This is a genomic window from Paenibacillus sp. FSL R7-0333 (assembly GCF_038000365.1).
Lineage (GTDB): Bacteria > Bacillota > Bacilli > Paenibacillales > Paenibacillaceae > Paenibacillus_AQ > Paenibacillus_AQ silagei.
The window spans coordinates 7,185,780-7,208,712 of record NZ_JBBOBZ010000001.1; the positions used below are offsets into that span (position 1 = coordinate 7,185,780).

The following is a 22,933-nucleotide window of genomic DNA, read 5'->3' on the forward strand; positions in this document are numbered from 1 at the left end:
CCTAGGCCTGAATCTATTCGTTCAGGTAGGTAGTCGCCTTGTTCTGAATCAGCTTCGCCACTTCCTCGGCTGTCTTCTGTCCGCTGAAGAAGGAGACCGCCTCTTCTCCGGCGATGTTCAGAATTTTGACATCCAGCATGGCGAAGTTATCCGCAGTATTCATCCTCTCTCTGAATACCTTGAATTGCTCGTCAGGCACACTTGCAGACTTGCCGTTTGGAAGCTTATACGCCCCGCCCTTCACTTCCTGCTGAAGCTCGCCAAGCTGCTTGTCGTTTACCGACTTCAGCAGGGAGAAGCCTTCTTCACGCTGCAGGTTCTGCACTTCCTCTGACAGCAGGAATTCCATGAACTTCCAAGCCTGTTCTGCCACCGGCGATTTGGCCTGGATCGAGAAGGTGGAGACCGGAATAATCCGCATGGTGCCGGAATTTCCGCTATGCGGCTTATCCAGCAGCTGCGGATTGGTAAAGTAAGCATACGGAACATTGACGAAATCAGCCGGGGTTTGCAGAACGGCGGAATAGAACAATTGATTATCGGCTTCCCCCGAGCCGGCGCTCATCACTCCATCGTCATACATCTCTTTAATCTGCCGCATCATAAATATGAAGGCAGGGGAATCGAATTTGGCTTTGCGCGCCGCAGCGTCTACGAACTGGTTATAGCCGTCCACGACCATCTCCTGAAGCAGCATCTCCGGCGGATACTCCTGGAGCGCGAAGCGGTGCCCGGACCCTGCCTTCTGCCCGGCTTCAATCACCGGTTTGGCAATACTGCTGAATTGCTGCCAGGTCCAGCTCTTATCGTCCACATTCGCATTCTTAAGCGCATCCCCGTCTCCAATGAAAGCTCTCAGATTGTACCCGGAAGGAATGAGATAGGTGCCCCCGTTCAGCTTCAGGGCGTTCAGCACATTAAGCTCCAGATTCTCCTGCTTCAGCGTTTGTGACTGCTTCAGGTAATCATCCATGTTCAGGAATAGCTGCTTGTTCACGTAATCACTGACCGGCAGAGTGCTGGTCTCGTAAATATCGGCGCCTTTGCCCGAGAGCAGTGCCGTTCCGGTGCTTTTGATGTATTTCTCATAATCCTGCGCTTTCTCACCGATCGCCTTGTAAGCCTGCACCTGCAAGTCAATATCAGGGTAGGCCTGTTCAAACTTCTTCTCCAGCGCACGGTAGAATTCACTGTCCTGCCTAACCGATAACGTCAGAACGGTCTTGCCGTCTGTGCTTGGAGCTTCCGCGCTGCTCCCCGAGCTGCATGCGGTCATCACCGTTGTAAAAGCAAGAATCATTCCTAGAAAGCCCATCTTCTTCTTCATCTTCATTCTCAAATACCTCCCAATAATTATTCGTAGAAAATGCCTTACTCCTATGGCTACTGCAGACGTACACGGTTCCCGTCCTGCAGGGGCTCGCTGCTCTCCAGAATAATCAGCTCATCCTCATACAGGTTATCCGTCTGGATGATGCTGTCTATGCCATTGGTTGTACTGGAGCGGATCGTAACCTCGCGGGCGATAAAGGTATTGCCCAGCGCCCCCCTCTGCTCCTCGATCTTATAGATATAGCTTCGCTCACCCAATTGGTGGATAACCTTATTGGATACGAGGAGTCCGTCCTCCCGGGAAGGCTTCTTCAGCTTAATCTGAACCTGCTCACCCCCCTTAAGCGACTCTTCATTCAGCACAATGAAGACATTCTTCTGCGCAATTTGCTCCACCCTGCCGTTCTCCTCAGCGGATTCGCTGCCGGTACGCGTCTGAGCGTCCTTGATCTCTGCAACCTTACCCTGCAAGGAACGGGCTTGCTGGCCCTCTGCCGGATGAACCTGCACCTCAAGCTGCTCCCCTAAGGTAACCCCGAGGCTGGATAACAGCTCCGCGTCCGCCGTGAAGTCGAACTGATACCCCTTGCTGCTGCTCGACAGGACCAGATCCGCTTCACCCGCGGACAGCATTCCCGCAATGGCATTCACCTGGGTGACCACCCCGTCGAAGGGTGCCGTAAGCTGCTGCTGCTCCGTTAACCGCTCTCTCAATCCGGCAATTTTCCGCGCCTGGGTGACCTGATCCACCTTACCCGCTTCAATCTCGCGCCGGGCCTTGCGAATCTGAAGCTCATCGCCTTCCGCATACGTCTGAATGAACTGATCCTGCAGCGTCTGCTGCGCGATCTTTTGCTTATCGAGCGCCGCGACTTCATCCTTCAGCTCCGCTTCGGCGGCCTGGCTGTCATAGCGGATCAGCGTTTGCCCCTTCGTGACCCGGTCCCCCTGCTTCACAAGAACCTGCCGGACCTTCCAGCCGCTGGCATTCAGGAGCTTCGCTTCACTCACGGGCGTAAGCTTTCCGCTGCCCTCCAGCGTGAATTCGAGGCTCTTGGTCTGCGGCTTGACCGTGGTCACCTTGGGCAGGGTCAACGACTGCAGCGTATTGCTGAAGAAGGTGAAGAAGAGTAACACGCCCAAGAGCAGAAGGAAGGCTGTTCTGATATTTTTTTTGCGCCTGCGGTCTGCGGGTACTCCTGTAGTCTCCATATTCCGTCTATCTCCTCCTGCCATTGAAATCCCTCACACACGAACATCAGCCCTTGATTCCTGACAATTGAATCCCTTCGATGAAGTACGTCTCCGCATACAGAAACAGCAGAACCATCGGTGCCATGTAGATCATAGATGCGGCGAACGCCAGGCCCTTCTCGCTGCTGACATTCGATAAGTAGACGGATAAGGGCTGCCTGAGCGGGTCGTCCAGGAAAATAAGCGGCTGCTCCACCATATTCCAATAATCGACGAATAACAGAATCGTCAGGGCAGCCAGCCCTGGCTGGACCATCGGAACAATAATCGTATAGAAAATCCGCAAGTGTCCGGCCCCATCCATCTTAGCCGCTTCAATATAGGCATACGGAATATCCAGCATGAACTGCCTGAGCATGAACACACCGAAGGCCGCAAAAATTCCAGGCAGGATAATGGCCCCCGGGCTATTTAACAACCCCAACCGGTCAGCCATAATATAATTGGGCACCAGCGTGACCTGAAAGGGCATCAGCATCGTCAGGACATAGACCAGGAACAGGAATTCCCGGCCCCGGAATCTCAGCTTGGAGAACGCATAGGCTGCCAGCGCAGCGATAAGCGTCTGTCCGGCAATGATGGGCACCACCAGGAATACCGAATTCCAGAACATCGACAGGTACAACGGGCTCTCCAGCAGCACCTTGCCGTACTGCTCCAGGGAGACCTGATCGGGCAGCCATTTCAGATTGGCGAACGGATCGCTCCTGCCCTCCACAACCTTGTTCATCTGTCCGATGGGGCCGTAATTGATCCCGATTTCGCGGCTGCTCATGAACGAATTGATGAGGGTCACCCCGATCGGGAACAGCATCAGGAGGGCAACCGCCCCCATCAGGACGGTTAATGTCAGCCTTTGTATGACTTTACCAACTGCCAAGACCTCTTTCACCTCTATTCCATATACCGCCGGTAGCGGCGTTCCATAGTGAACAATCCCAGCACGATGATCAGAATGCCGCCGACCATCAGGGTGGATGCAGCCGTCATCTTCTGGAGGTCGAGCGACAGGAACATGTTGTTCATATAATGCTGAAGCATATAGATACTGTCATGCGGGTAAGCTCCGGCAATCAGATACGTCTCCCGGAAGACCTTGAAGGAATTAATGACCGACATAATGACGACAAAAAACATCGTAGAGGTTAAATAGACCAGCGTAATGCTCCGGAACTGCCTTAGACGGCCGGCCCCCTCAATCTGGGCGGTCTCGTAATAATCCTTCGGAATCTGCTGCAAGCCGGCCAGGAACAGGATCACGTTATACCCGATGTTTTTCCAGACATACATCAGCATGATTACATTCCGCGCCGCCTCCGTCTTCATCCAGTCCACCCGCGTCCGGCCGAAGCCGCTCAGCCAGGCATTAAGCACCCCGTTCCAGTCGAACAGGATCTGCCAGACCAAGATAATCGAGGCTACAGGCACGACCAGCGGGAGTACGTACGCAGTTCTCAGCCATTTCTGAAAATACAATTTCCTGTGCAGCAACAGCGCTAGTCCCAGCGACAGCACAATCAGCAGCGGAACACTCACCATACTGAAGTAGAGGGTATTAGAGGCTGCCTTCCGGAAGGACTCGCCCGCAATGACCTCCCGGTAATTATCCAGTCCCACATAGTGGCCCCCCACCGTGCGGTCCATGAAGGAGTAGAACAAGCCCATGCCGAACGGAATCAGATAAAACAGGGCAAACCCCGCCGCACTGGGCGCCAGAAATAACCATGCAATTGTTGAATCTTTACGGGCCCAATTCTTCAAGTCGCTCCCTCCCTGTAATCAAGAATAGGCACAACTGTTTAAGAAGAAGTCGGGTAAAGATTAAAAGTTTCTTAAATTCTCAGCGCAGCAGCACATTCGGCCTGATCGCCCTCCCGCCAGCAGCAAAAAAAGCCGCAAACGGATGCTTCATCCATTCGCAGCTATATTCGTGTAGCGCAAACTCACTACTTCACCGGCTGTACCTCCATGACCTTATCCTTGAACCGGTACGTCACACTAACATTCTCGATAACCGCTGTGTCGTCGTAGGCCAGAGAACCCTCGAACGCTAACGTGTCATTATCTTTCCACATGAGTTGACTCGGATAACTGTAATTCTCATGATCACTGCGCGTCCAAGTATCCAGCTTGCGCTGAGCGCCATGTCTGATTCTCGCCGACTCTACCAGCTCCGGGCTAATGGTTCCCTTCTCCACATCCAGGATTTGCACAAATTCACTCTTATTAGAGCTGGTGACCACCGCAAGGAGCTTGCGGTCCGGAGACGGGAGAATTTCCTTAATATACATCGAAGGGGCCGCGAAGCTGAAATACGGTTCAAGCACATCATCTTGTATACGCCAGAGTACATTCTGGGTACCGTAATCTGAATAATTGTTGAATAAGGCAAATACGATGCTCCCGTCAGCCATTTTGTAGAGATATGGACTCTGATAGCTTTTGGACAGGATATCTGTGGCAAAAGCAGCCGACTCCGCGATCTTCGCGGAATCACTGGTCAAGAACGGCTGCAGCTTCTGCAGCGCCAGCTCCCGGGCCTGCGGGTCATTGAAGCTCTCCACCAGCCGGTTCACCGCAATGTATACATATTCATCGTTGCCGCTGGCTAACGCCTTCAGGAATTTGTCCGCCTCATATTGAGCAGGAGGGGCCAGCTCCATTTCCTCCGCTGTCAGATAACGGATGTAGGGCTCCTCCGTTTTATTTCTGGTGTATTCTGTGGCGAGCAGCACTGTAGAAGTTGAGCTGTACACGACCAGACAGGCGACCAGTGCGATCCATCTTTTGGAGAACCTGTGTCTCCTGTCCCTTCCCCTTACTCCGCTGTGTTCAGCCGCCGCAATCAGCTCCTCGTCAATCTGCCCGATCTCCTTATACAAGTCCTCCCGCTTCATAGGTGAACGCCCTCCTGGTCTAAATGAATTCTAAGCTTGTTCCGGGTCCTGAATAGGCTCGACTTCACCTTACTGCTGCTCATATCGAACCTGCCGGCGAGGGATTCTATGGAATCCGCATACCAATACCGCCTGATGAATAAATTTCGTGTCCCCTCCTCCAGCCCATACAGGAATTCATTGATCAACCGCGCGGTTTCACCGGCGGCATACTCGGTCTCCACCGTCTCTGCTGCGGGCAGGCAGTCCTCCAGCTCCTCCAGAATCACCTCAAGCTGGCGGCTCCGCTTCTTGGCCGTATTATACCCATACTTATCGAGCGCGATATTGCGGGTGATCCGCCCCAGGAATACCGGCAGCCTTCTCGGCTGGTTAGGCGGAATAGCGTTCCATGCAGCCAGGTATGTATCGTTCTCACACTCTTCGGTATCGGAAGGGTTCGCGACAATGTTCCTGGCAATCGCCCGGCAGTAAGCACCATATTTGTTCCGGGTCTCCGTGATGGCCTGCTGTGAGCGCTGCAAGTATAGCTGAATGATTCCCTGATCTTCCATCTGCTAGTTTCTCCTTTAGCATCCTCTTATCTATATAGTAGAGAATTCCGGGTAACGGTTGCACTTATACGCTAATTATTTTTAGCACAAAAAAATCCTGGCACATAAGCATCACTGCTCACACACCAGGATGGGGATATAAATCTCTTGTTAACCGAGGACCGGCGGTTTCAGCTCAGTGGTGCTGTCACCCTCCGCATCTGCCGGTTTCGTGATGACCTTAATGTCCATAATCAGGGAATCCGTCAGCTCCGTATCGGCCCAGGCTGTGCCGTACCATACCTGCTTGCGGTAGATAACCGTTATCTTGTAATCACCTGGGGCAGAAGGAACATAGGCAGCCTGATAGACCTCATCCGTTACGGTGAATACACCCGCCATGCCTTCCTCCGTGGAGCTCCATGCTTCCGGATAATAACGTTCATCTCCGGGTGCTACAGGTACCAGGCTCTGGTTATGGCCTTCAGCCGTCAGAGTAAGTGTCTCTCCTGCAAGCGGGCTGCCCGGGCTAAGGCTGAGCCGGTTGCCTTCAGGCGTAACCGCTTCATACACATCTTGGGTTACCGTCTTAAGCGCATTGGCCGTCACCTTGTGTATCCCTGTAACGCGGGCATTATCGAACACCGCATTCTGGGAGGTTGTTCGGAAGCCGATCTTCCCTGCAGTTAATTCCGTTTGCGGGTTCGTCCATTCGAGCTTTAACTGGCCGTCCACAAAGCCTAGAATTCTATTCCCTTTGATGACCGCCTTCAGGGTATACCACTGGCCCGCAGCCGCATCGGCAAAAAGTGAACTGGACACGGGGGTCAACGTTCCGTTTACTGCCTTGAACAGCTCCAGCTTCTTGTCGTTGACATTGATCCGGTACATGTAATAGTTATTGGCGTCCTGCACCCGGAAGAGAATGCCGGCATTGGCATTCGCGATGGGAACCTTCACCTTGGCTTCCATAGCAATATCTTGCCATGAATCCCCGGCTGTAATGAGCCCCGTTGAATTTCCTTTTGTCTGGATCAATGCTTTCGTACTGCCGTCAGTGGTTACACTCCAGGTCCCGCTGGCAGCCGTCCAGCCCGTCGTATTGCCATCCTCAAAGTTATCCGTGAACCGGACCGAATTAGGATTGGCATCAATCGGGGTCTCATCCACATCGGTAACCTGAATCGTGAAGCTTTTTTCCAGAGACAGGCCATTGGCGTCAATGCTCTTCACCCGGATGCTGTAGCTGCTCTTCGCTTCATAATCCGGCGTGGTGCGGAGGATCAGCCTGTCTCCCTGCGGGGCAATGGAGAAGCTGCTGTTATCGGCGTCTCCTTGCCCCGGAACCAGCGCGTAAATAAAGGTCTGGCCCGCATCCGGATGGGCTGTCGTGAAGGTGCCCACTAGACCGCCTGGTGTAGTCAACTCCGGCACCTGGGTAGCGCTGAGAGTGATATCAGTGGGCGGATTGTGAATGGCGGTCACCTTGGCATCGTCATACCAGACCCCGGCTGAAGTGGTGCGGAAGCCGATTCCGCCCGAGGTTAATTCATTGACCGGATTGGTCCATGTCGTCTTCAGCACTCCATCCACATACCCTTTGATAGTATTGCCCTGAACCGTCGCCTTAAGGGTATACCATTGGTTCTTGACAGGCACAAACGAAGTATTGGAGACCTGCGTCAACGTTCCAGCTACAGCCTTGTAGAGCTGCAGCTGGCTTGTGCTGGCATCGATCCGGTACATATAGAAGTTGTTCTGATCCTGCACCCGGAAGACAATGCCTGCGTTCTCGCTTCCATTAATGAGAGGCAGTCTGGCTCTGGATTCATACGTGTAATCTGTCCAGGATGTACCGGCCTTGGCGGTAATCAGCGCCGTCGTGGTCTGGCTGGTGGACAGCACCCGGTTCCCTGTTCGATCGGTTACCGCCCAACTGTTGGCACCTGAAGCCACGGTCCAATCCGGGAGCAGCCCGGAGGTGAAGTGATCGCTGAACCAGGCCTGATCCGTATTCGCGAAGACGACTCCGCTTACATTCTCATTCTTGATGCTCACCTTCAGATCACTGAGATTCTTCGCCAGCGTTCCTTTGACCACCACATTTTCAAAAGTAACCCCGTTCACCATCCCGCCTCTGGTGGGATTGCCCTGAATAGGAGAATCTCCTCCAGTCTCGCGGACATTGATGTTCCGGAGAATAACATTGCTTACATCCCCTGCTGTACTGGTGGAGACCCGCAGCCAGTAATTGCCGAACTGGTTGATGCCCACCCGTTCAATATCGATATTCTCGAAGGTCACATCCTGGGCCCAGCCTTCGACCGGGAGCGGATTCTCTGTATAGGCATGATCCACCAGCAGCGCCCGCGCGCTTTGATAGACATACGAATTGCGGATGGTTACGCCAATCTGCGGCGTGCATATGCCCATCCCCAGCTTGAAGGCGGCGCAGCGTGTCCAGGCGAAGCAGTCCTCGAAGACCACATTCTCCAGATGCTCGATGGCTCCCGGCCAGTCCTTGGACATTCCTTTCTGCGGCCAGGTCTTGGTGGAGAAGGTATCGTCATCCGAGATGGCAAGCGCATGCTTCACCAGCACGTTCTGGCTCTCGTTAATATCGATGGCATCATCCTCAAGCGTAAATAAATCCTGGTATCCCTTATAGTTGGTGATGGTTACGTTATCGGAGCGGACGACCAGGAACGCCCAGAAGCCGCCGTCCCGCAGGGTTAATCCGTCGAACTTGAAGTTGCTGGTCGCCATCGGCACCACCAGGTTATTAATGAATCCTTCTCCCTGCTTATGGGTTGCAGGCGGGTTCGTCATCTTGCGTTTGCGCATTTCTATCCCTTTGCCGTCAATGGTTCCGCGTCCCCGCATGGTGATATTCACGGAATTGGTGGCCGTGCGGATGAAATAGGTTCCATCCGAGATCGAATCCTTGCGGAAGTCATTCCGGTAGTCCTCGCCCCGGCCTGTTCCAACAATGACGGCTCCTCCGGCCAGGTAGAAGGTGACATTGCTTTTGAGGGTCAGGTTGCTGCTCTTATATACGCCCGCCGGAATATAGACGATACCGCCTCCGGCCTGATTGGCAGCATCAATCGCCTGCTGGATGGCGCCCGAGGTGATCGTTGCCCCCGTCTTGTCTGCGTTGTACGGTGCAGCGGTCACATTGTAGATTCCCGGGCCGGAGGACGCGGGGATGTCAGTCTCCAGCGGATCGGCGGCGATGACGAGTCTTTTGCGGCGCTTGTCCGGGTCCTTCTCATTCGGGTCTTCGTTCGCAGGTGCATTAATGTCGACGATCACATAGGTAGAGGCCGACAGGGTGAAGGTCAGCTTGTTGCCGTTGACCGTTCCCGTGATGTTCTTGGCCAGCGGGCTGATCGAATACGAGGTGATTGGCTTGTCTGCCGTCACCTCAAGGCTAATGGTTCCTTCAAAGGAGAACTGGGCATAGTCATAGTCGGGTAAATACTTGACGACGGGGACCGCCTCATTGTTCACCTTCAACGAGTAAACAGAAGACGGAGTATAGATAGACGGCATCGGGTAATTCTGGATGGTTGCGGGGCCAGCGGCGGCCACCTGCGGCACCGGTTCCGTTCCCGGTTCCGGTTCAGCCGCACCGGCGGTCTGCGGGATGAACCCCGTGAATGCAATGGCAAGCACCAGCAGCAATCTCATGACTTTGTGAGTAAGCATAAATACCTCCTCCAGATCGATTTGGCTCCAGGCAACCGCTTTCAATTCCCAGCAGGATACATAGAGTCATTCCTTACTATAATCCCGGGCCAAAAAGAAAGGAGGGTGGCAAACCCACTCTCCAGGGACACAATTATACTGTTCTAAACCGCTCTCCGGTCTAGATTAAAGCGCCGAAATGGCCCTCACATCCCTGACCGCGCTGCTTCCGGTATGACCGGTTTCTTTCCACATGAAAAAAAAGAACCGCCGGAGCACCGTCCGGCGGGTATTATTTATAAATCTGCACCATTGCTTTCAATCACTTTCTTGTACCAATAGAAGGAGTCCTTGCGTGATCTCTTCAAGGTTCCCTTGCCAGAGTTGTCTTGATCAACATAGATGAAGCCATAACGTTTCTCCATTTCAGAAGTCGAACAACTAATGATATCAATCGGCCCCCAACTGGTGAAGCCCATCAGCTCTACTCCATCCTGAACCGCTTCTCTCATTTGCTCAATATGCTTCTGGAGATAATCGATCCGGTATGAATCATGAATAGAGCCATCTTCTTCCACAACATCCTTCGCCCCAAGACCGTTCTCTACAATGAACAGAGGCATCCGGTAGCGGTCATACAGGCGGTTCAGCGTAATTCTCAGGCCAATCGGATCAATCGGCCAACCCCATTCCGAAACCTGAAGATGCGGATTCTTGATCTGGCTAACGAGCACACCTGAGTTGCTGTTGTCATTCGGGTCGTATTTGCCAATATAGGTCATATAATAGCTGAACGCGATGTAATCAACCGTATTGTCCTTTAGAATCTGATCGTCACCGGGTTCTTTCACCAGTTCGATCTGGTTCTCCTTGAAGTACCGGTCCATGTAAGCCGGGTATTCCCCGCGTGCCTGAACCTCCGGATAGAACAGGTTCATCTGATCTTCCTTGAGCGTCTGCAGCGCATCTTCCGGCTTGGTGGATGCGGCATAGGTCTCCAGACGGCAGATCATACAGCCGATTTGAGCGCCAGGGATTTTTTCCTTGCAGCTTTTGACCGCCAGCGCACTGGCCACGAACTGGTGGTGGGTAGCCTGATAAGCCACCTGCTCCTTGGTTCCCTGAATGCGGTCTTCGAGAATGCCTCCTCCGGTGTACAGGCTGGTCAGGATCATGTTCATTTCGTTGAAGGTGATCCAGTACTTCACTTTATCTTTGTAACGGTCAAATAGAGTATTGGCAAACTTCAGATACAGGTCAATCATGATACGGTTTTCCCAGCCGTTATATTTCCGAGACAGCTCCACGGGCATTTCATAATGGGACATCGTAACCAGCGGCTCAATGCCATGCTTCAGCAGCTCATCAAAAACCTTATCGTAAAAAGCCAGACCAGCTTCATTAGGCACTGTTTCTTCTCCTGTAGGGAAAATACGCGTCCAGGCTACTGAAATACGAAGGACCTTAAATCCCATTTCGGCAAAAAGGGCAATGTCTTCTTTATAATGATTATAGAAGTCTACGCCCTTCCGCTTGGGAAAATAAACTTCGCTATTGCCGCTGAGGTACTCCTCAAGCTGTACAGAATCTACATCGAACGTAAAGTCCTTGCCGCCCCGCAATTCATGCGGAACAAATGGTGCCATATCGGAGGTGGACAGGCCTTTGCCATCTGCATCGTAAGCCCCCTCCAATTGGTTGGCGGCTGTAGCTCCTCCCCATAAGAATCCTTGTGGAAACGATAATCCCTCAGTATGTTTTAACATGATTCATCGAACTCCTTCCAAAATTATATTATTTTTAGAATTGCTAATTATTTAATTGTGAACAGCAGGATTCCGTTCATTGGAATCACCCCCTTCACGTGAACAGGAACAACATCCAGATAGTCCGGCGTATTGGTCACAATGACCGGCGAGACTATATTCAGACCCTTGGCTTCAATAGCCTCCAGATCGAACTCGACCAGCAGGTCGCCTTTTTGCACCTTTTGCTCGGGTACGACTTTTACCTCGAAATGCTGGCCCTTAAGCGAAACGGTATTTAATCCGATATGAACCAGCACCTCCACCCCATCATTGGAGCGCAGCATTACGGCGTGCTTCGATTTGGCAACCATCGTAACCACTCCGTCAAAAGGAGCATTCATCCGCCCTTCGGTAGGCTTAACCGCAATCCCTTTACCTGTCAGCTCGTTGGCAAAGGTCTTGTCCGGCAAGTCACGAAGCGGAACCAGCTCGCCATGGAAGGGACTGAAGATTTCATTCTTTTTGTCCTGTACAGATTGGATAGCCTCAGGTACAGCGGAAGTTGCTTCGCTCTGCTCGCCTCCAGCCTTCCCCTTATGCTTAACCCTGCCGGGCTTTGCAGGATCTGACTCCTTCCAGAGGATTAACGTCATCACGAAGGAGACGACGAAGCTGATGGCGATTCCGATCAGCGCATAACTGAAATTCCTCATTCCCCCACCTGGCTCAATATAGAGCGGGAGCGATAACAGGCCCGGGACGGCAAAGCCGTAACATTTCAGGCCCACGGCAGTGATGAACCCGCCTCCTGCCGCCCCACCGATAATTGAAGCGTAGAAGGGCCTTTTGAGCTTAAGGCTAACGCCGTACAGTGCAGGCTCCGTAATTCCCAACAATGCGGAAATCCCGCTCGACAGGGCCACCGACTTCATCTTCGGATCTCGGGTACGGAGAAATACGGCGAGTACCGCTCCCGCTTGACTCAGATTGGTAATTAGATTAATCGGCAACAACAGAACGTCGTATCCCAGTTTGCTTAAATTCTGCAAGGTTCCCGGGAAGAAAGCATAATGCATACCTGTCATTACAATCAGCGGCATCAACCCTCCAAGCACAATCCCTGTCAGCGGCCCGGAGTGGGCGAACAGCCAGGAGACACCCTTCTCCAGATAGATTCCCCCGAAATTCCCCAGGGGGCCGATAGCGATAAGCATGATAGGCACCGTAATAGCGAGAACAAGCATAGGTGTGAAGATGATTTTGAGCGTATTCGGAATGAACCGGTCGATTAGGCGATAGACATAACTGAGCAACCATACGCCCAGAATGATTGGAATCACCGATTGTGTGTAATTTACAATGGAGACAGGTAGACCTAGAAAGGGAATCGCTTCAAGCTTTCCGGCAGTATACGCATCCAAGATCGTTGGATACAGCAGGGTTCCGGCCAGTGTCAGAGCCAGATATTCATTCACCTTAAACTTTCTGGCAGCAGAGACGGCAAGCAGGAACGGAAGAAAATAAAACGAGGCATTAGAAATCATTGTAAATACGCTGTATTCTCCGCTGCTCTGTGAAATCCAACCCAGTGAGACCAATAGAGCAAGTACGCCCTTGAGCATTCCCGCGCCTACTATCGCCGGCAGAATAGGTGTGAATATTCCGGAGATCGTATCAAGCACGGCATTTAAGCCTCTCGCTCCTGAGCCTGAGCGGTCTGCTCCGCTTGACTCAGACGATGCAGTTTCCTTCATAACATTCTCTACCTCGGTATAGACGGAAGCCACGTTATTTCCGATCACGACCTGGAACTGGTCATTCTGAAATTGTGCCCCAAGCACCCCCGGCAGCTTCGTAATTTCAGCGACCTGAACCTGCTTCTCGTCCTTTACATTGAAGCGCAGCCTTGTAATGCAGTGCCAGGCTTGAACGATGTTCGCATTTCCCCCTATACGGCTGATAATCTCCTCTGACATTTCTCTGTTGTTCACTTGTCATTCCTCCTAAGAATGTAGGCATAAAAAAAACCAAATGTAATCCCGTTCTGCTTGAGCCGCAGAGTCGGCAACATTTGGTGGTGCCTGATCGAGTCAGTAACACTCCATATTTCAAGGACCGGGAATCACTCTGTACCGGAGCGCGAAGTCATTCGCTCCACATGAATGATTAGATAGACCATTTCGTCCTTGTTAATTGAGAAACCGTATTCCTTTTCTACAAAGTGCTTAATCTTTCCTACACACTCGTAACTGTCGGGATATCTTGACGATAATACGTCATATAGAAAATGCTCGTCCTTGAACGAAAGCACAACCTTGTTCATTTGCCTGACAATAAAATACCGCAAATGCGTGATAAATCTAGAGTAATTAATCGAATCCTGCTCCAGCTTGATATTGAAATGCTCCGTCATCAGCCCGATAATCTGATTAATAATCGTTGTAACCTTCATCGTCTGACTCATAGTCCCGCGGTCAATCTGGGCATTCACGAAATGCAGTGCGATGAAACTGGCTTCGGAATCATGCAGCTTCACCTGGAAGGCTTCATTAATCAGGCTTACAGCCGTTTGTCCTGTCATGAACTCTTTGGGGTAGAGATTCCTAATCTCCCATTGCAGCGGATTCTGAATCTCCAGCTCATTCTTCAGACGCTCCAAGGCATAATGGATATGATCGGCCAATGGCAGAAGAATGGAATCATTTAGCTTCGTACTGATATTCTGTTTGCCTAACTGAATAATCTGATCCGTGACATCTATGACCTGCAAAGGGATTTCATTGAAGAATTGCTCCATCCGCTGGTATCGTTCGTCAGCGCCGATTCGGAACGTTTTTTGGATGTCTTCCTGCTTAAGCTCCTGCCCCTTTACCTTTTTGAAACCCACTCCGGTTCCAATGACTATCAGCTCATTCCCTTCCAGGTCTTCTGCCAAGGCGATGTTATTGTTTAGGGATTTCTTGAATTTCATCTACATTTCCTCCCTCTGAAAACAAAAAACCACCACAGTCAGATACACAAGAAAAAACATTTCTTGTAGAATCATCGACAATGGTGGTGCCTGATCGTATCAGTGACACTCCTTAATATAGCCATATTGTATGTTTTTAATCAGACGATGTCAATGCTTTTTTAAAGCGCTTTATTCCAGGAAATTATGGGTGAGTCATAATGGATTAAAGGAAATTTTTGACTCTCGGCTTAGATTAAAGCATCGAAACGCCCCTCTGCATTCACCGTTGCCGTCCGGGGATCGGTCTGGCCGATACCCTTAAGGCCGCCCTTCCACTCCATCCGCCAAGGCGGAGCCTGAACCTTCTGGGCGGCAGTGCTTACATCCGTGACCGCGCTGCTTCCGGCTTTGTGCGCGAGCTGAACCTCAAGGAGGCGGATCTGCCGCTGGAGCTGCTCTCGGCGGTAGGAAGTCGACTGCCCGCCCTGCGCCGCGTTCACCCGGTCCAGCTCCATCATCAGCCGGTTCCGCTGCTTCTCCAGGGAACTGACATCGCTCTGTGTGCCGCCGTAGGCCATGATGACCTGTACCGGACTGATTCCTGATACACTCTGTCCTATCATGATCCATCCCTCCAGTCCTTGGCTCCCGCCTCAAATCCAGATATTTGGAAGCTCCTATTCCTATCTATTACCCTGCTGCTTCCGGTATGACAACATTAAGAAGTACTGCTGACTTACCTTTTTCTATGAAAAATCTCCGAAAACAATTTACATAATATCCTATATATGGTATCCTCGATATGGATGCGCTTACATATTATGTCGGGAGAGGAGGAGGCGGCTCCGTTTCTGTAGAGGGAGGGCAAATAGGCTTCACCAATCGAATGAAGGAGGAGATATGAAATGAAGAAAATAATGACCCGAATTGCAAGTCTGGCTCTGGCGACAGTCCTGCTGTTGCCTGCAATGTCTTTTGCATCACCTGTAGCAGAAGAGCAGGAGTTGAGCCTCTCTGCGGATGCCGCTGCGGCTGTAACCAGCACCATCACTCCCGCTCCGCAAGGCTATGACGGATACCGTAATAATATTCCCCACGGCAACGTACAGCAGATTTCTTATTATTCGACTACTGTAGGCAAGTCAAGAAACGCGATGGTGTACACCCCTCCGGGTTATACCCCTTCCAAGACCTACAACGTGCTCTACCTGCTGCACGGCATCGGCGGGGATCAGAACGAATGGCTGAACGGGATGAATCCGCGGAACATTCTGGACAACCTGTACTCCCAGAACAAGCTGGAGCCGATGATTGTCGTGTTCCCGAATGGCCGCGCCATGGCGGATGACCGCCCGATCGGCGATATTTATGCACCGGACAAGGTAGCCGCCTTCGAGCGGTTTGAATTTGACCTGATTAATGATCTCATTCCTTATGTAGATTCACATTTCCCGGTATACAAAAACAAGCAAAACCGCGCCCTGGCTGGCTTATCCATGGGCGGCGGACAAACGTTGAACTTCGGCCTGAAGCATCTGGACAAGTTCTCCTGGATCGGCGCGTTCTCCTCTGCTCCGAATACGAAGTCGGCCTCACAGCTGATCACTAATCCGGCGCAGACGGCCAGCCAGCTGAAGCTGCTCTGGATCTCCTGCGGCGCTTCGGACGGCCTGCTCTATGTCAGCCAGAATTTCCATAACAGCCTGACCAGCATGAATGTTCCGCATCTGTGGTATCTGGATGTAGGCGGACATGAAGGCAAGGTCTGGAGCAGCGGACTCTATCAGTTCTCGCAGCGGATCTTCAAGTAACTCCCGTCATAGCCTGCCCTCCCCCGATCCGTTAAGGTAGGGGGAGGGCAGTTGTGCTTAATAAGGCCCGGCCAACGATAAGGAGGGCAATATGGTGAGTGCGATAACGGATTACTATGATTCCTATGATGAGGAGGGAAGGCTGTTCAGGGATAACGGGCATCAGATCGAATGGATCACAACGATGTCTTACTTCAAAAAGCTATTTAAGCCGGAAGCCTACATTCTTGACGGCTGCGCAGGAACGGGGAATTACTCCTTTCAGCTTGCAGAATTGGGGCATAAGGTCGTTGCCGGAGATATTGTTCCTCATAATGTAGAACTCATCAGAGAGAAGCAGCGCATACGCCCGGTATTAGCTGATATGTATACAGGAAGCATCACGGATTTATCCCGTTTTGACAGTGAAGTCTTTGATGTTGTCCTGAACATGGGCGCTTTTTACCATATCGGCAATGAAGACAGACAGCTGTCCATGACCGAATGCCTTCGCGTGCTGAAGCCGGGAGGGCTGCTTGCGGTCTCCTATATTAACAATGCAGCAGTTTCGTTATTAGGCGTAGGCGATAGACTAGGAAATATGGAAGATGTACTTACCTGGCATGCCAACCAGACGAAAGATGGCCTATTCCTACATATGTCTCCCTCTGAAATGGAACACATGGCAGCTGCCTATCACACAGAGATCGTGGCCCATATTGGAACAGACGGGGTCGGTTATCTGTTTGCTACGCAAATTAATGAGGCACAGCAAGAAGATTTTGAACGCTGGCTTCAGCTTCATCTGCAGACCTGTGAGGATAAGAGTCTGCTCGGGTATAGTTTGCATGGACTGGCTATTTTGCGAAAATTATAGAAATAGACCTACCATTTGGCCCACGCGCCCACACAACGCCGAATGTGATCGGTTTTTCGATTACATTTGGCCCACGCTACCACGCAACGCCAAATGTGATCGGTTTTTCGATTACATCTGGCCCGCGAGCCCACGCAATGCCCAATGTGATCGGTTTTTCGATTACATCTGGCCCGCGAGCCCACGCAATGCCCAATGTGATCGGTTTTTCGATTACATTTCGCAGACGCACTCTCCCAAGAGCAGAACAAAATCACCCTGCGGGTGAACAAGATTACCTTCGCGCGAAGACAATGTATGCTGTTTTTCACATACATTCAGGTCGTGTGCCTGCTTGCGAGTATAATGTATGCTGTTTTTCACATATATTCAGGCTGTGTGCCTGCTTGCGAGCACAATGTATGCTGTTTTTCACATACATTGGGTCCATATTCCGCTGTAACAGCCCATTGTATTCGGTTGTAAGCATCCCCTCAGCCTTCAGTCACATTCAGCATCAAAGTCATTCTACAATCATTCAAAGAACTCTTATCCACAAATTTACACACACCTTTTCCACAGCAGAAGGAAACTATAGTTTCCTATACCACAAGAAAACTGCACGCTTATCACGTGCAGCCCTTCTCAAACCCTCTTATGGTGTGCCAACACGTATGATTAAGAATGACATCCTGGTCGTCATTCACATATCCCACGAACACTGGTGCGACGTAGATATAGTTTTCTTTTGCAGAATAGATCTGGTCAAAGGTATTGGAAATGTAGAGAGCGACTTGGGTAATCCCCGCCTCTTCCCGAACCTCCCTTAATGCAGCCTCCCACGCTTGCTCCCCTTCTTCAATACCTCCGCCGTTATATCTCTACTCTATTCAAGCTCGGTATAGATCTGGAAGGTCACCCCGAACCGGTCCGTCAGATCGCCGAAGCCTGGGCTGAACGGCTCCTCCCGAAACGGCATATTGACTTGTCCGCCCTCCTGCAGCGCATCAAAAATTCTCCGGGACTCCTCCACACTGTCCGTAGTAACGCAGACCGTTACCCGCTTCCCGCTCTCAACTGGTGTACCACCGGGAGTATCCGAGAACATCAGCTCCGTGCCGCCCACCTGTACCTTGGCATGGGCCACCAGACTCCGCACCTCATCCGGGAACGTGTCCGGGAGGTCCGGCATATCACCATACGTCAGGATAGAGAGGACTTCAGCACCCATAGTCTGTGCATAGAATTGAATAGCCTCCCGCGTGCGCCCCTCCAGGGTGATGTAGGGAGTAAGTTTGATAGTCATTGTGTGTTCCTCCTTGAGTTCGGAATGGTCTCGCTTGTGCGTTTCATTAGTATAGACGTTCCGGCCGCGGCAGAATCATCGGTGTTCCGGCAATCCGAAGCAAATAAATAATTCAGCATCTATAAAATGATGAACATGCGCGATCTTCCCCCCGCTCAGCTCAAGCACATGAATCGCCCACGGGACCAGCAATCCATCTTCTCCAGAGGGAACGTACTGGGCAAATGCGGGCCGGTTCCCGTTCACCCGGACCGGCAGCAACCGCGAGCCCACACAGTGACTGCTTGTGATCTGGTAGAAGGCCGCGAGATCCGCGCCGCCCTGCACCCACATCGTAAACGGCGGCATCGACAGGCTGCCATTCTCCTGGAATAAGGCCAACAACGCATTAATATTGTATTGTTCAAAAGCCTCCACGTACCGGGTAATCAGTCCTTCGTCCACTTCGTCATCGTCAGCCTGCAGTGCCTCGGACCGGAGCTGTGCCTTGGCCATGGTTGCCCGTGCCCGCTGCATCGCGCTGTTCACCGCGGCCACGGTCATCTCCAGTGCCCCGGCGGTCTCGGCTGCCGACCACCGGAACACCTCCTGCAGAATCAGCACGGCACGCTGCCGGGGCGGCAGCAGCTGCAGCAGCGCGATGAAGGACAGCCGGAGGGTCTCTCTGCTAACCAGAATATTACCAGGATCATCCACATAGCCCGGAGCGGGCCAGATCCAGGAATGCTGAGGTAGGCTCTCCCGAGGCTCCGTAACGGCAGCGGCCGGTTCCGAGAGATCCATCGGCAGCGCCCGCCGCTTGGCGCTTCTCAGCCGGTCAAGACAGACATTGGTGGCAATCCGGTACATCCAGGCTCGGAGAGAGTCCTGCTGCCTCATCTGCTCCTGGTGCTTCCAGGCCCGGATCATAGTATCCTGGACGGCATCCTCCGCCTCGAAGATAGAGCCCATCATCCGGTAACAGTACCCTGTTAGCTCGGAGCGCATGCCCTCCAGCCCGTCCAGGGTCTCAGGGGTCTCATGGTTATAATTCACTTCAGACAGTCTCTCCTTCATGATCCGTCCAGCTCTCCCTCCATGAACTGTATGAGGTAGTGTTCAGGCTGCGCAACAAATTCCGGGAAGCTGCACAAATCTGCATACGTCTGATGCTCCACATCGTAACAGCCGAGCTGCCCCTTCTTCTGCGGATTCCAGACCAGCACCAGACCGGAGTAATTATCGATATCGGCAGACAGCCGCAGCAGCTTGCGCCGCCCGGCCTTCATCTCTATCGTGTCAGTGAAGCTGAAGAAGTCGATGTACCCGATCTTATACTCATTCGGGGCAAGCGTCAGGCGCAGCTCGTCCCCTATAAGGAAGCGGACCAGTTCATCCGGCAGTTTATATTTGGCCAGCTCGTATTTCTTGTTCTCCACATCATGAACATCCGGCGGTTCCAACGCTTTCAGGTATTCCGCCATAGCGGTATGCTTGCTGCTGACCGCAATCGTATACGGCCGCTCGCCGTCCTTCTCCGTCATCATAAGGTCCGCACCGCGTTCCACCAGGAAGCGGACCATGTTCAGATTGCCCAGCCGTGCAGCCACTGTCAGCGGCGTCGCCCCGTAAGGATAGACCATATCCGGCTTGTTGTAGTTGATGTCCACTCCCTGATCCAGCAGATAGGTAAGCGTCTTCAGATCATGGTCCGAGGCGGCTTGCCGCAGCACGGCACCGGCATGTTGCCGGATGTCCAGACCCAGCTCATGGATCAGCGGGATATTCTTCTTGTTGCCGTAGTAGGCCTGTGAATAAGCACCCGATCCCGTCCGGTTAAGCAGGTCCAGCTTCGCGCCCTGTGCAGCAAGGTAGCAGATGATGTCCTCCTTGCCATAACGGACCGCCCGCAGGAAGGCCGGATTCTGAGGTACATTCAGCTTCGCGCCATGCTCCACCAGCAGCTTCACCACCTCGGTCTGCTGCGTGATAATCGCCAGGTCGAGCGGGCTGACTGTGGTATGCTTGCTAAGCTCTAGCCCCGCTTCAATATCCCAGCCCGCAGCAATGGCAGCCTGCAAGGCCGGAACATCCCCCTGATAGATCTGCATCGCCCGCTCCGGCAGCACCTCGAATTTCCCTATGTCCTTCAGGACAATCATCCGCACTCCTCCTTAACTTCACTCCCATGAATACTGCTCGCATCCCTTCGACAGAAGCCACTCTTTCATCTTGGCCGATACCTGCCCGGCAGCCTGCTCATAGAAGACGGCTACTTCCTGCCCACCCGCCAGATTCAGGCGGATATAGCCGCCCAGCTCCCGATAGAACAGATAGCAGGTGTACGGATTCTCGATGACGAGATCCGGCGAATGATCCATCCGGCACTGGGCAGCCAGCTCCGTGAGCGCCAGCTGGCCCTCTCCCGGCGGCATCCGCAGGAAGAGATGCCCGCGGGTTCCCGTCCATGGCTCATAATAGACGCTCTCCTCCTGGCTCCGCCCATACATCCGGCGGTAGATGCCGTCTAGGATCAGGGCATAGCTCTCTTCCTTCTCCTGTTCCCCGGATGGCAGCGGGATTGCTTGAATCTGTTCCGCATGACGAGGCAGCCATAGCAGCCCGTCCACCTTGGGATGAACCGCCAAGAAATCACCGTCCACAGTGGTCCCGATAGCGGTACACTCGCCGATCTGTTGCTCCGTTATAGGGCTATCCTGATCATGCTCCCATAATCCGTATTCGGCAAACGGCCGCAGCACTTCTGTGTCAGGGGTCTGCACATTCATCCAGCCCCGATACGTTCCTTCGCCGTACTGCTGCAAGAACCGGATATAGGCTGGAGGATACAGACCTGCGTTCTCCACTTCAAGCAGGCGCCTGTGATGCTCTGACAGCCCCTTGGGCTCAGATACGATATACATTCATCATTCCCCCGGTTTCCTGCGTGAGTTATTCATCAATAACCTTATTCTGCCGCTTCCGCCAGCCAGGCCCGCATCGCCGGAGCTTCCGCCCGGTTCAGCCGCAGGGCAATGTCCGTATTCCCCTCATCCGGCGGCATCACTTCGGCAAGCACACATACGTCCTCCCTGGGCTGATTGAGCGCGAACAGACCCTCAGCATCCAGCATCCGCATCGCCAGCTCCATGGCCCCCAGCCTCATAGTGAACTCATCGTTCCATGCCTCATCCTCAAGCTCCGCAATAGACGGACGCGCCTGGAATAACCGCTTGACCTCATCGAAATACTCATCTCCGAAGCAGCAATACGGCGAATCGGCATACGACCACTTGATCAGCTCGGCGATCTCTGTAGCCGGTGTGCTGTCTTCCTCTGCCTGTCTGTCCGCCTCCTGCTCCAGGGCCTCCCGTGACCAGGCGGAGAGGCTTGGCGCATGTCCCTCGCCCGTTGTATATAGCGTACAGTAATAATAATGCTCCCCATTCGCAAAAAGCGCGCGGAACGACCTCCGGGCCGCCTCCGCAATCTCCGCCGCCAGCCGCTCCACTTCCTTCTGTGCCGCATTCATGGCTACTTCCTCTCGTCGATCAGCTGTTCCAGGAATCCGGCGAACGTGGGGGCATACTCCTCGATCAGATCATTCATGAGGTCATAACGCATGACCGGGAATTCCCCCTGTTCATCGGGGGCAGAGGTGTCAAAGTAATAGAGCTCATCGCTGTCCGGCACGAACAGGTCCATTCGATGTGGAAACCGGGCTACCCACCAATCCTCCGCCAGATTCAGCCGGTGGATATACAGCAGATCCCAGTCGGTATACTCCCTATCCTCAGGAGCAACCAGCGTCAGAATTTGGCCTTCCCCCAGGCTCCCACCTCCATAACGGGCCAGCCACCAGCGGTAGGACGGCGGCAGCTTGAAGCCTAATTCCGCCTCGGCTTCAGCAATCCAGCTCTCCTCGGCCTCATGCCCCGGAAACCACCTTATCGCGGAAGGCTTGCTCAATTTCTCGGTCAGATGCTCATACATAGATTTGCTCCCCTTTCCCTGCTAAGGGTTGATTATAGATTGTCAGGATGATCAGCAGCTGGCGCATCATTATTCATGCTCAGCAGGATATACTCAATCTCCTCCAGCGGCAGCTTCAAGGTCCGGCTAACCTCATGGAGTCCCATCTCCCGGGAGAGGAGGAGGCGTGCCTGATGGATTTTCCCTTCCAGCCAGTTATTGGCCAGCATCCAGCTCTTCACCCGTTCCAGCAGCTCTGCTTGGGCAGTCTTACCGGCATGCTTGGTATACTTGGAAATAGATTCTGCCAGATAGCTGTACAGGTGAGTGCCCAGAGCCTCGCGCTGCTCATTCTTGGACATACGCTGGTACTGCTCATAGCTGAGGCTGATATCCAAATAGAGGGTATGATCCCCGCTGTCAAAGCGTCTGAACGTTCTCCGCCCGTAGCTATCAGGTAACACCCGGAACACAACGAAGATATCGTAGGGGAACTCCAATGTATTCGCCAGCTCCTCTAACGGCAGCAATTCATCTCTGAGTACACCCACACATGTTCCATGGGTATCCAGCGTAAAACCCAGTTGCATATTAGCACCCCTCCCCCGCTTAAGACACGCTTG

General features: G+C 52.7%; 21 protein-coding genes. 2 read left to right on the forward strand and 19 right to left on the reverse strand.

The genetic code is table 11. The annotated features are described in order from the left end of the window. Positions 1–13: 13 nt before the first annotated feature. The 11 genes from MKY86_RS30810 to MKY86_RS30860 all read right to left on the reverse strand — a co-directional run bounded on the left by MKY86_RS30810 (position 14) and on the right by MKY86_RS30860 (position 15,030). Positions 14–1,333, reverse strand: coding sequence for an ABC transporter substrate-binding protein (locus tag MKY86_RS30810; protein ID WP_340827697.1), 1,320 nt, complete (start codon positions 1,331–1,333; stop codon positions 14–16). Between the two features lie 50 nt (positions 1,334–1,383). Further along, complete coding sequence (locus MKY86_RS30815) at positions 1,384–2,544, reverse strand: efflux RND transporter periplasmic adaptor subunit (RefSeq protein WP_076080712.1); 1,161 nt, start codon at positions 2,542–2,544, stop codon at positions 1,384–1,386. A 46-nt stretch (positions 2,545–2,590) separates the two neighbouring features. Further along, the gene (locus MKY86_RS30820) at positions 2,591–3,421 is read right to left on the reverse strand and encodes a carbohydrate ABC transporter permease (protein WP_083685377.1); all 831 of its coding nucleotides are present in this window, start codon (positions 3,419–3,421) and stop codon (positions 2,591–2,593) included. 59 nt (positions 3,422–3,480) lie between these two features. Further along, entirely contained in the window at positions 3,481–4,347 is an 867-nt protein-coding gene (locus MKY86_RS30825; protein ID WP_076080707.1) for a carbohydrate ABC transporter permease, read from the reverse strand. Positions 4,348–4,532: 185 nt separating this feature from the next. Beyond that, positions 4,533–5,483 (reverse strand): hypothetical protein, encoded by a 951-nt coding sequence (locus MKY86_RS30830; protein ID WP_076080692.1) that lies wholly within the window; start codon positions 5,481–5,483, stop codon positions 4,533–4,535. Continuing rightward, positions 5,480–6,037, reverse strand: coding sequence for an RNA polymerase sigma factor (locus MKY86_RS30835; protein WP_076080690.1), 558 nt, complete (start codon positions 6,035–6,037; stop codon positions 5,480–5,482). The genes MKY86_RS30830 and MKY86_RS30835 overlap by 4 nt, the downstream gene beginning before the upstream one ends. Positions 6,038–6,187: 150 nt before the next feature. After that, a complete protein-coding gene (locus MKY86_RS30840; protein ID WP_076080688.1) occupies positions 6,188–9,727 on the reverse strand; it encodes a family 16 glycoside hydrolase in 3,540 nt (1,179 codons plus the stop codon). Between the two features lie 275 nt (positions 9,728–10,002). Then, on the reverse strand, positions 10,003–11,472 hold the full coding sequence (locus MKY86_RS30845) for a glycoside hydrolase family 1 protein (protein ID WP_076080686.1): 1,470 nt from the start codon (positions 11,470–11,472) through the stop codon (positions 10,003–10,005). A 47-nt stretch (positions 11,473–11,519) separates the two neighbouring features. After that, positions 11,520–13,445, reverse strand: coding sequence for a beta-glucoside-specific PTS transporter subunit IIABC (locus tag MKY86_RS30850; protein WP_076080684.1), 1,926 nt, complete (start codon positions 13,443–13,445; stop codon positions 11,520–11,522). Positions 13,446–13,576: 131 nt separating this feature from the next. Next, positions 13,577–14,425, reverse strand: a complete 849-nt coding sequence (licT, locus tag MKY86_RS30855) for a BglG family transcription antiterminator LicT (RefSeq protein ID WP_076080682.1) — start codon at positions 14,423–14,425, stop codon at positions 13,577–13,579. A gap of 230 nt (positions 14,426–14,655) precedes the next feature. After that, complete coding sequence (locus MKY86_RS30860) at positions 14,656–15,030, reverse strand: hypothetical protein (protein WP_076080680.1); 375 nt, start codon at positions 15,028–15,030, stop codon at positions 14,656–14,658. A 282-nt stretch (positions 15,031–15,312) separates the two neighbouring features. On the opposite strand from MKY86_RS30860, the gene MKY86_RS30865 reads away from it, so the two are divergent. Together MKY86_RS30865 and MKY86_RS30870 are read left to right on the forward strand one after the other, a co-directional pair. Further along, positions 15,313–16,218 carry an alpha/beta hydrolase gene (locus MKY86_RS30865; protein ID WP_076080678.1) on the forward strand — a complete coding sequence of 302 codons (906 nt, stop codon included), beginning with the start codon at positions 15,313–15,315 and terminating at the stop codon, positions 16,216–16,218. Positions 16,219–16,312: 94 nt separating this feature from the next. Next, a complete protein-coding gene (locus MKY86_RS30870; RefSeq protein ID WP_340827699.1) occupies positions 16,313–17,074 on the forward strand; it encodes a class I SAM-dependent methyltransferase in 762 nt (253 codons plus the stop codon). Positions 17,075–17,682: 608 nt separating this feature from the next. Here the strand turns inward: MKY86_RS30870 and MKY86_RS30875 are convergent. The 8 genes from MKY86_RS30875 to MKY86_RS30910 all read right to left on the reverse strand — a co-directional run bounded on the left by MKY86_RS30875 (position 17,683) and on the right by MKY86_RS30910 (position 22,900). Beyond that, entirely contained in the window at positions 17,683–17,916 is a 234-nt protein-coding gene (locus MKY86_RS30875; RefSeq protein ID WP_083685369.1) for an NUDIX domain-containing protein, read from the reverse strand. A 23-nt stretch (positions 17,917–17,939) separates the two neighbouring features. Beyond that, positions 17,940–18,359, reverse strand: coding sequence for a VOC family protein (locus MKY86_RS30880; protein WP_076080674.1), 420 nt, complete (start codon positions 18,357–18,359; stop codon positions 17,940–17,942). A gap of 75 nt (positions 18,360–18,434) precedes the next feature. Beyond that, on the reverse strand, positions 18,435–19,415 hold the full coding sequence (locus MKY86_RS30885) for a sigma-70 family RNA polymerase sigma factor (protein WP_076080671.1): 981 nt from the start codon (positions 19,413–19,415) through the stop codon (positions 18,435–18,437). After that, positions 19,412–20,500: an ankyrin repeat domain-containing protein gene (locus MKY86_RS30890; RefSeq protein ID WP_076080669.1), complete on the reverse strand. Its 1,089-nt coding sequence runs from the start codon at positions 20,498–20,500 to the stop codon at positions 19,412–19,414. The genes MKY86_RS30885 and MKY86_RS30890 overlap by 4 nt, the downstream gene beginning before the upstream one ends. 18 nt (positions 20,501–20,518) lie before the next feature. Then, entirely contained in the window at positions 20,519–21,262 is a 744-nt protein-coding gene (locus MKY86_RS30895; RefSeq protein WP_076080667.1) for a hypothetical protein, read from the reverse strand. 44 nt (positions 21,263–21,306) lie between these two features. After that, a complete protein-coding gene (locus MKY86_RS30900) occupies positions 21,307–21,870 on the reverse strand; it encodes a DUF4303 domain-containing protein (RefSeq protein ID WP_076080665.1) in 564 nt (187 codons plus the stop codon). A 2-nt stretch (positions 21,871–21,872) separates the two neighbouring features. After that, the gene (locus MKY86_RS30905) at positions 21,873–22,331 is read right to left on the reverse strand and encodes an SMI1/KNR4 family protein (RefSeq protein WP_076080663.1); all 459 of its coding nucleotides are present in this window, start codon (positions 22,329–22,331) and stop codon (positions 21,873–21,875) included. A 32-nt stretch (positions 22,332–22,363) separates the two neighbouring features. Next, complete coding sequence (locus MKY86_RS30910; RefSeq protein ID WP_076080661.1) at positions 22,364–22,900, reverse strand: hypothetical protein; 537 nt, start codon at positions 22,898–22,900, stop codon at positions 22,364–22,366. Between the last annotated feature and the right edge of the window lie 33 nt (positions 22,901–22,933).

What these genes read in the sequence shown, in the direction of transcription:
- MKY86_RS30840 (WP_076080688.1), bottom strand. Translation starts at nt 9,727, where the DNA reads ATGCTTACTCACAAAGTCATGAGATTGCTGCTGGTGCTTGCCATTGCA.
- MKY86_RS30835 (WP_076080690.1), bottom strand. Translation starts at nt 6,037, where the DNA reads ATGGAAGATCAGGGAATCATTCAGCTATACTTGCAGCGCTCACAGCAG.
- MKY86_RS30910 (WP_076080661.1), bottom strand. Translation starts at nt 22,900, where the DNA reads ATGCAACTGGGTTTTACGCTGGATACCCATGGAACATGTGTGGGTGTA.
- MKY86_RS30830 (WP_076080692.1), bottom strand. Translation starts at nt 5,483, where the DNA reads ATGAAGCGGGAGGACTTGTATAAGGAGATCGGGCAGATTGACGAGGAG.
- MKY86_RS30890 (WP_076080669.1), bottom strand. Translation starts at nt 20,500, where the DNA reads ATGATTGTCCTGAAGGACATAGGGAAATTCGAGGTGCTGCCGGAGCGG.
- MKY86_RS30820 (WP_083685377.1), bottom strand. Translation starts at nt 3,421, where the DNA reads ATGGGGGCGGTTGCCCTCCTGATGCTGTTCCCGATCGGGGTGACCCTC.
- MKY86_RS30900 (WP_076080665.1), bottom strand. Translation starts at nt 21,870, where the DNA reads ATGAATGCGGCACAGAAGGAAGTGGAGCGGCTGGCGGCGGAGATTGCG.
- MKY86_RS30895 (WP_076080667.1), bottom strand. Translation starts at nt 21,262, where the DNA reads ATGTATATCGTATCTGAGCCCAAGGGGCTGTCAGAGCATCACAGGCGC.
- MKY86_RS30885 (WP_076080671.1), bottom strand. Translation starts at nt 19,415, where the DNA reads ATGAAGGAGAGACTGTCTGAAGTGAATTATAACCATGAGACCCCTGAG.
- MKY86_RS30860 (WP_076080680.1), bottom strand. Translation starts at nt 15,030, where the DNA reads ATGATAGGACAGAGTGTATCAGGAATCAGTCCGGTACAGGTCATCATG.
- MKY86_RS30865 (WP_076080678.1), top strand. Translation starts at nt 15,313, where the DNA reads ATGAAGAAAATAATGACCCGAATTGCAAGTCTGGCTCTGGCGACAGTC.
- MKY86_RS30815 (WP_076080712.1), bottom strand. Translation starts at nt 2,544, where the DNA reads ATGGAGACTACAGGAGTACCCGCAGACCGCAGGCGCAAAAAAAATATC.
- licT (WP_076080682.1), bottom strand. Translation starts at nt 14,425, where the DNA reads ATGAAATTCAAGAAATCCCTAAACAATAACATCGCCTTGGCAGAAGAC.
- MKY86_RS30905 (WP_076080663.1), bottom strand. Translation starts at nt 22,331, where the DNA reads ATGTATGAGCATCTGACCGAGAAATTGAGCAAGCCTTCCGCGATAAGG.
- MKY86_RS30845 (WP_076080686.1), bottom strand. Translation starts at nt 11,472, where the DNA reads ATGTTAAAACATACTGAGGGATTATCGTTTCCACAAGGATTCTTATGG.
- MKY86_RS30880 (WP_076080674.1), bottom strand. Translation starts at nt 18,359, where the DNA reads ATGACTATCAAACTTACTCCCTACATCACCCTGGAGGGGCGCACGCGG.
- MKY86_RS30810 (WP_340827697.1), bottom strand. Translation starts at nt 1,333, where the DNA reads ATGAAGATGAAGAAGAAGATGGGCTTTCTAGGAATGATTCTTGCTTTT.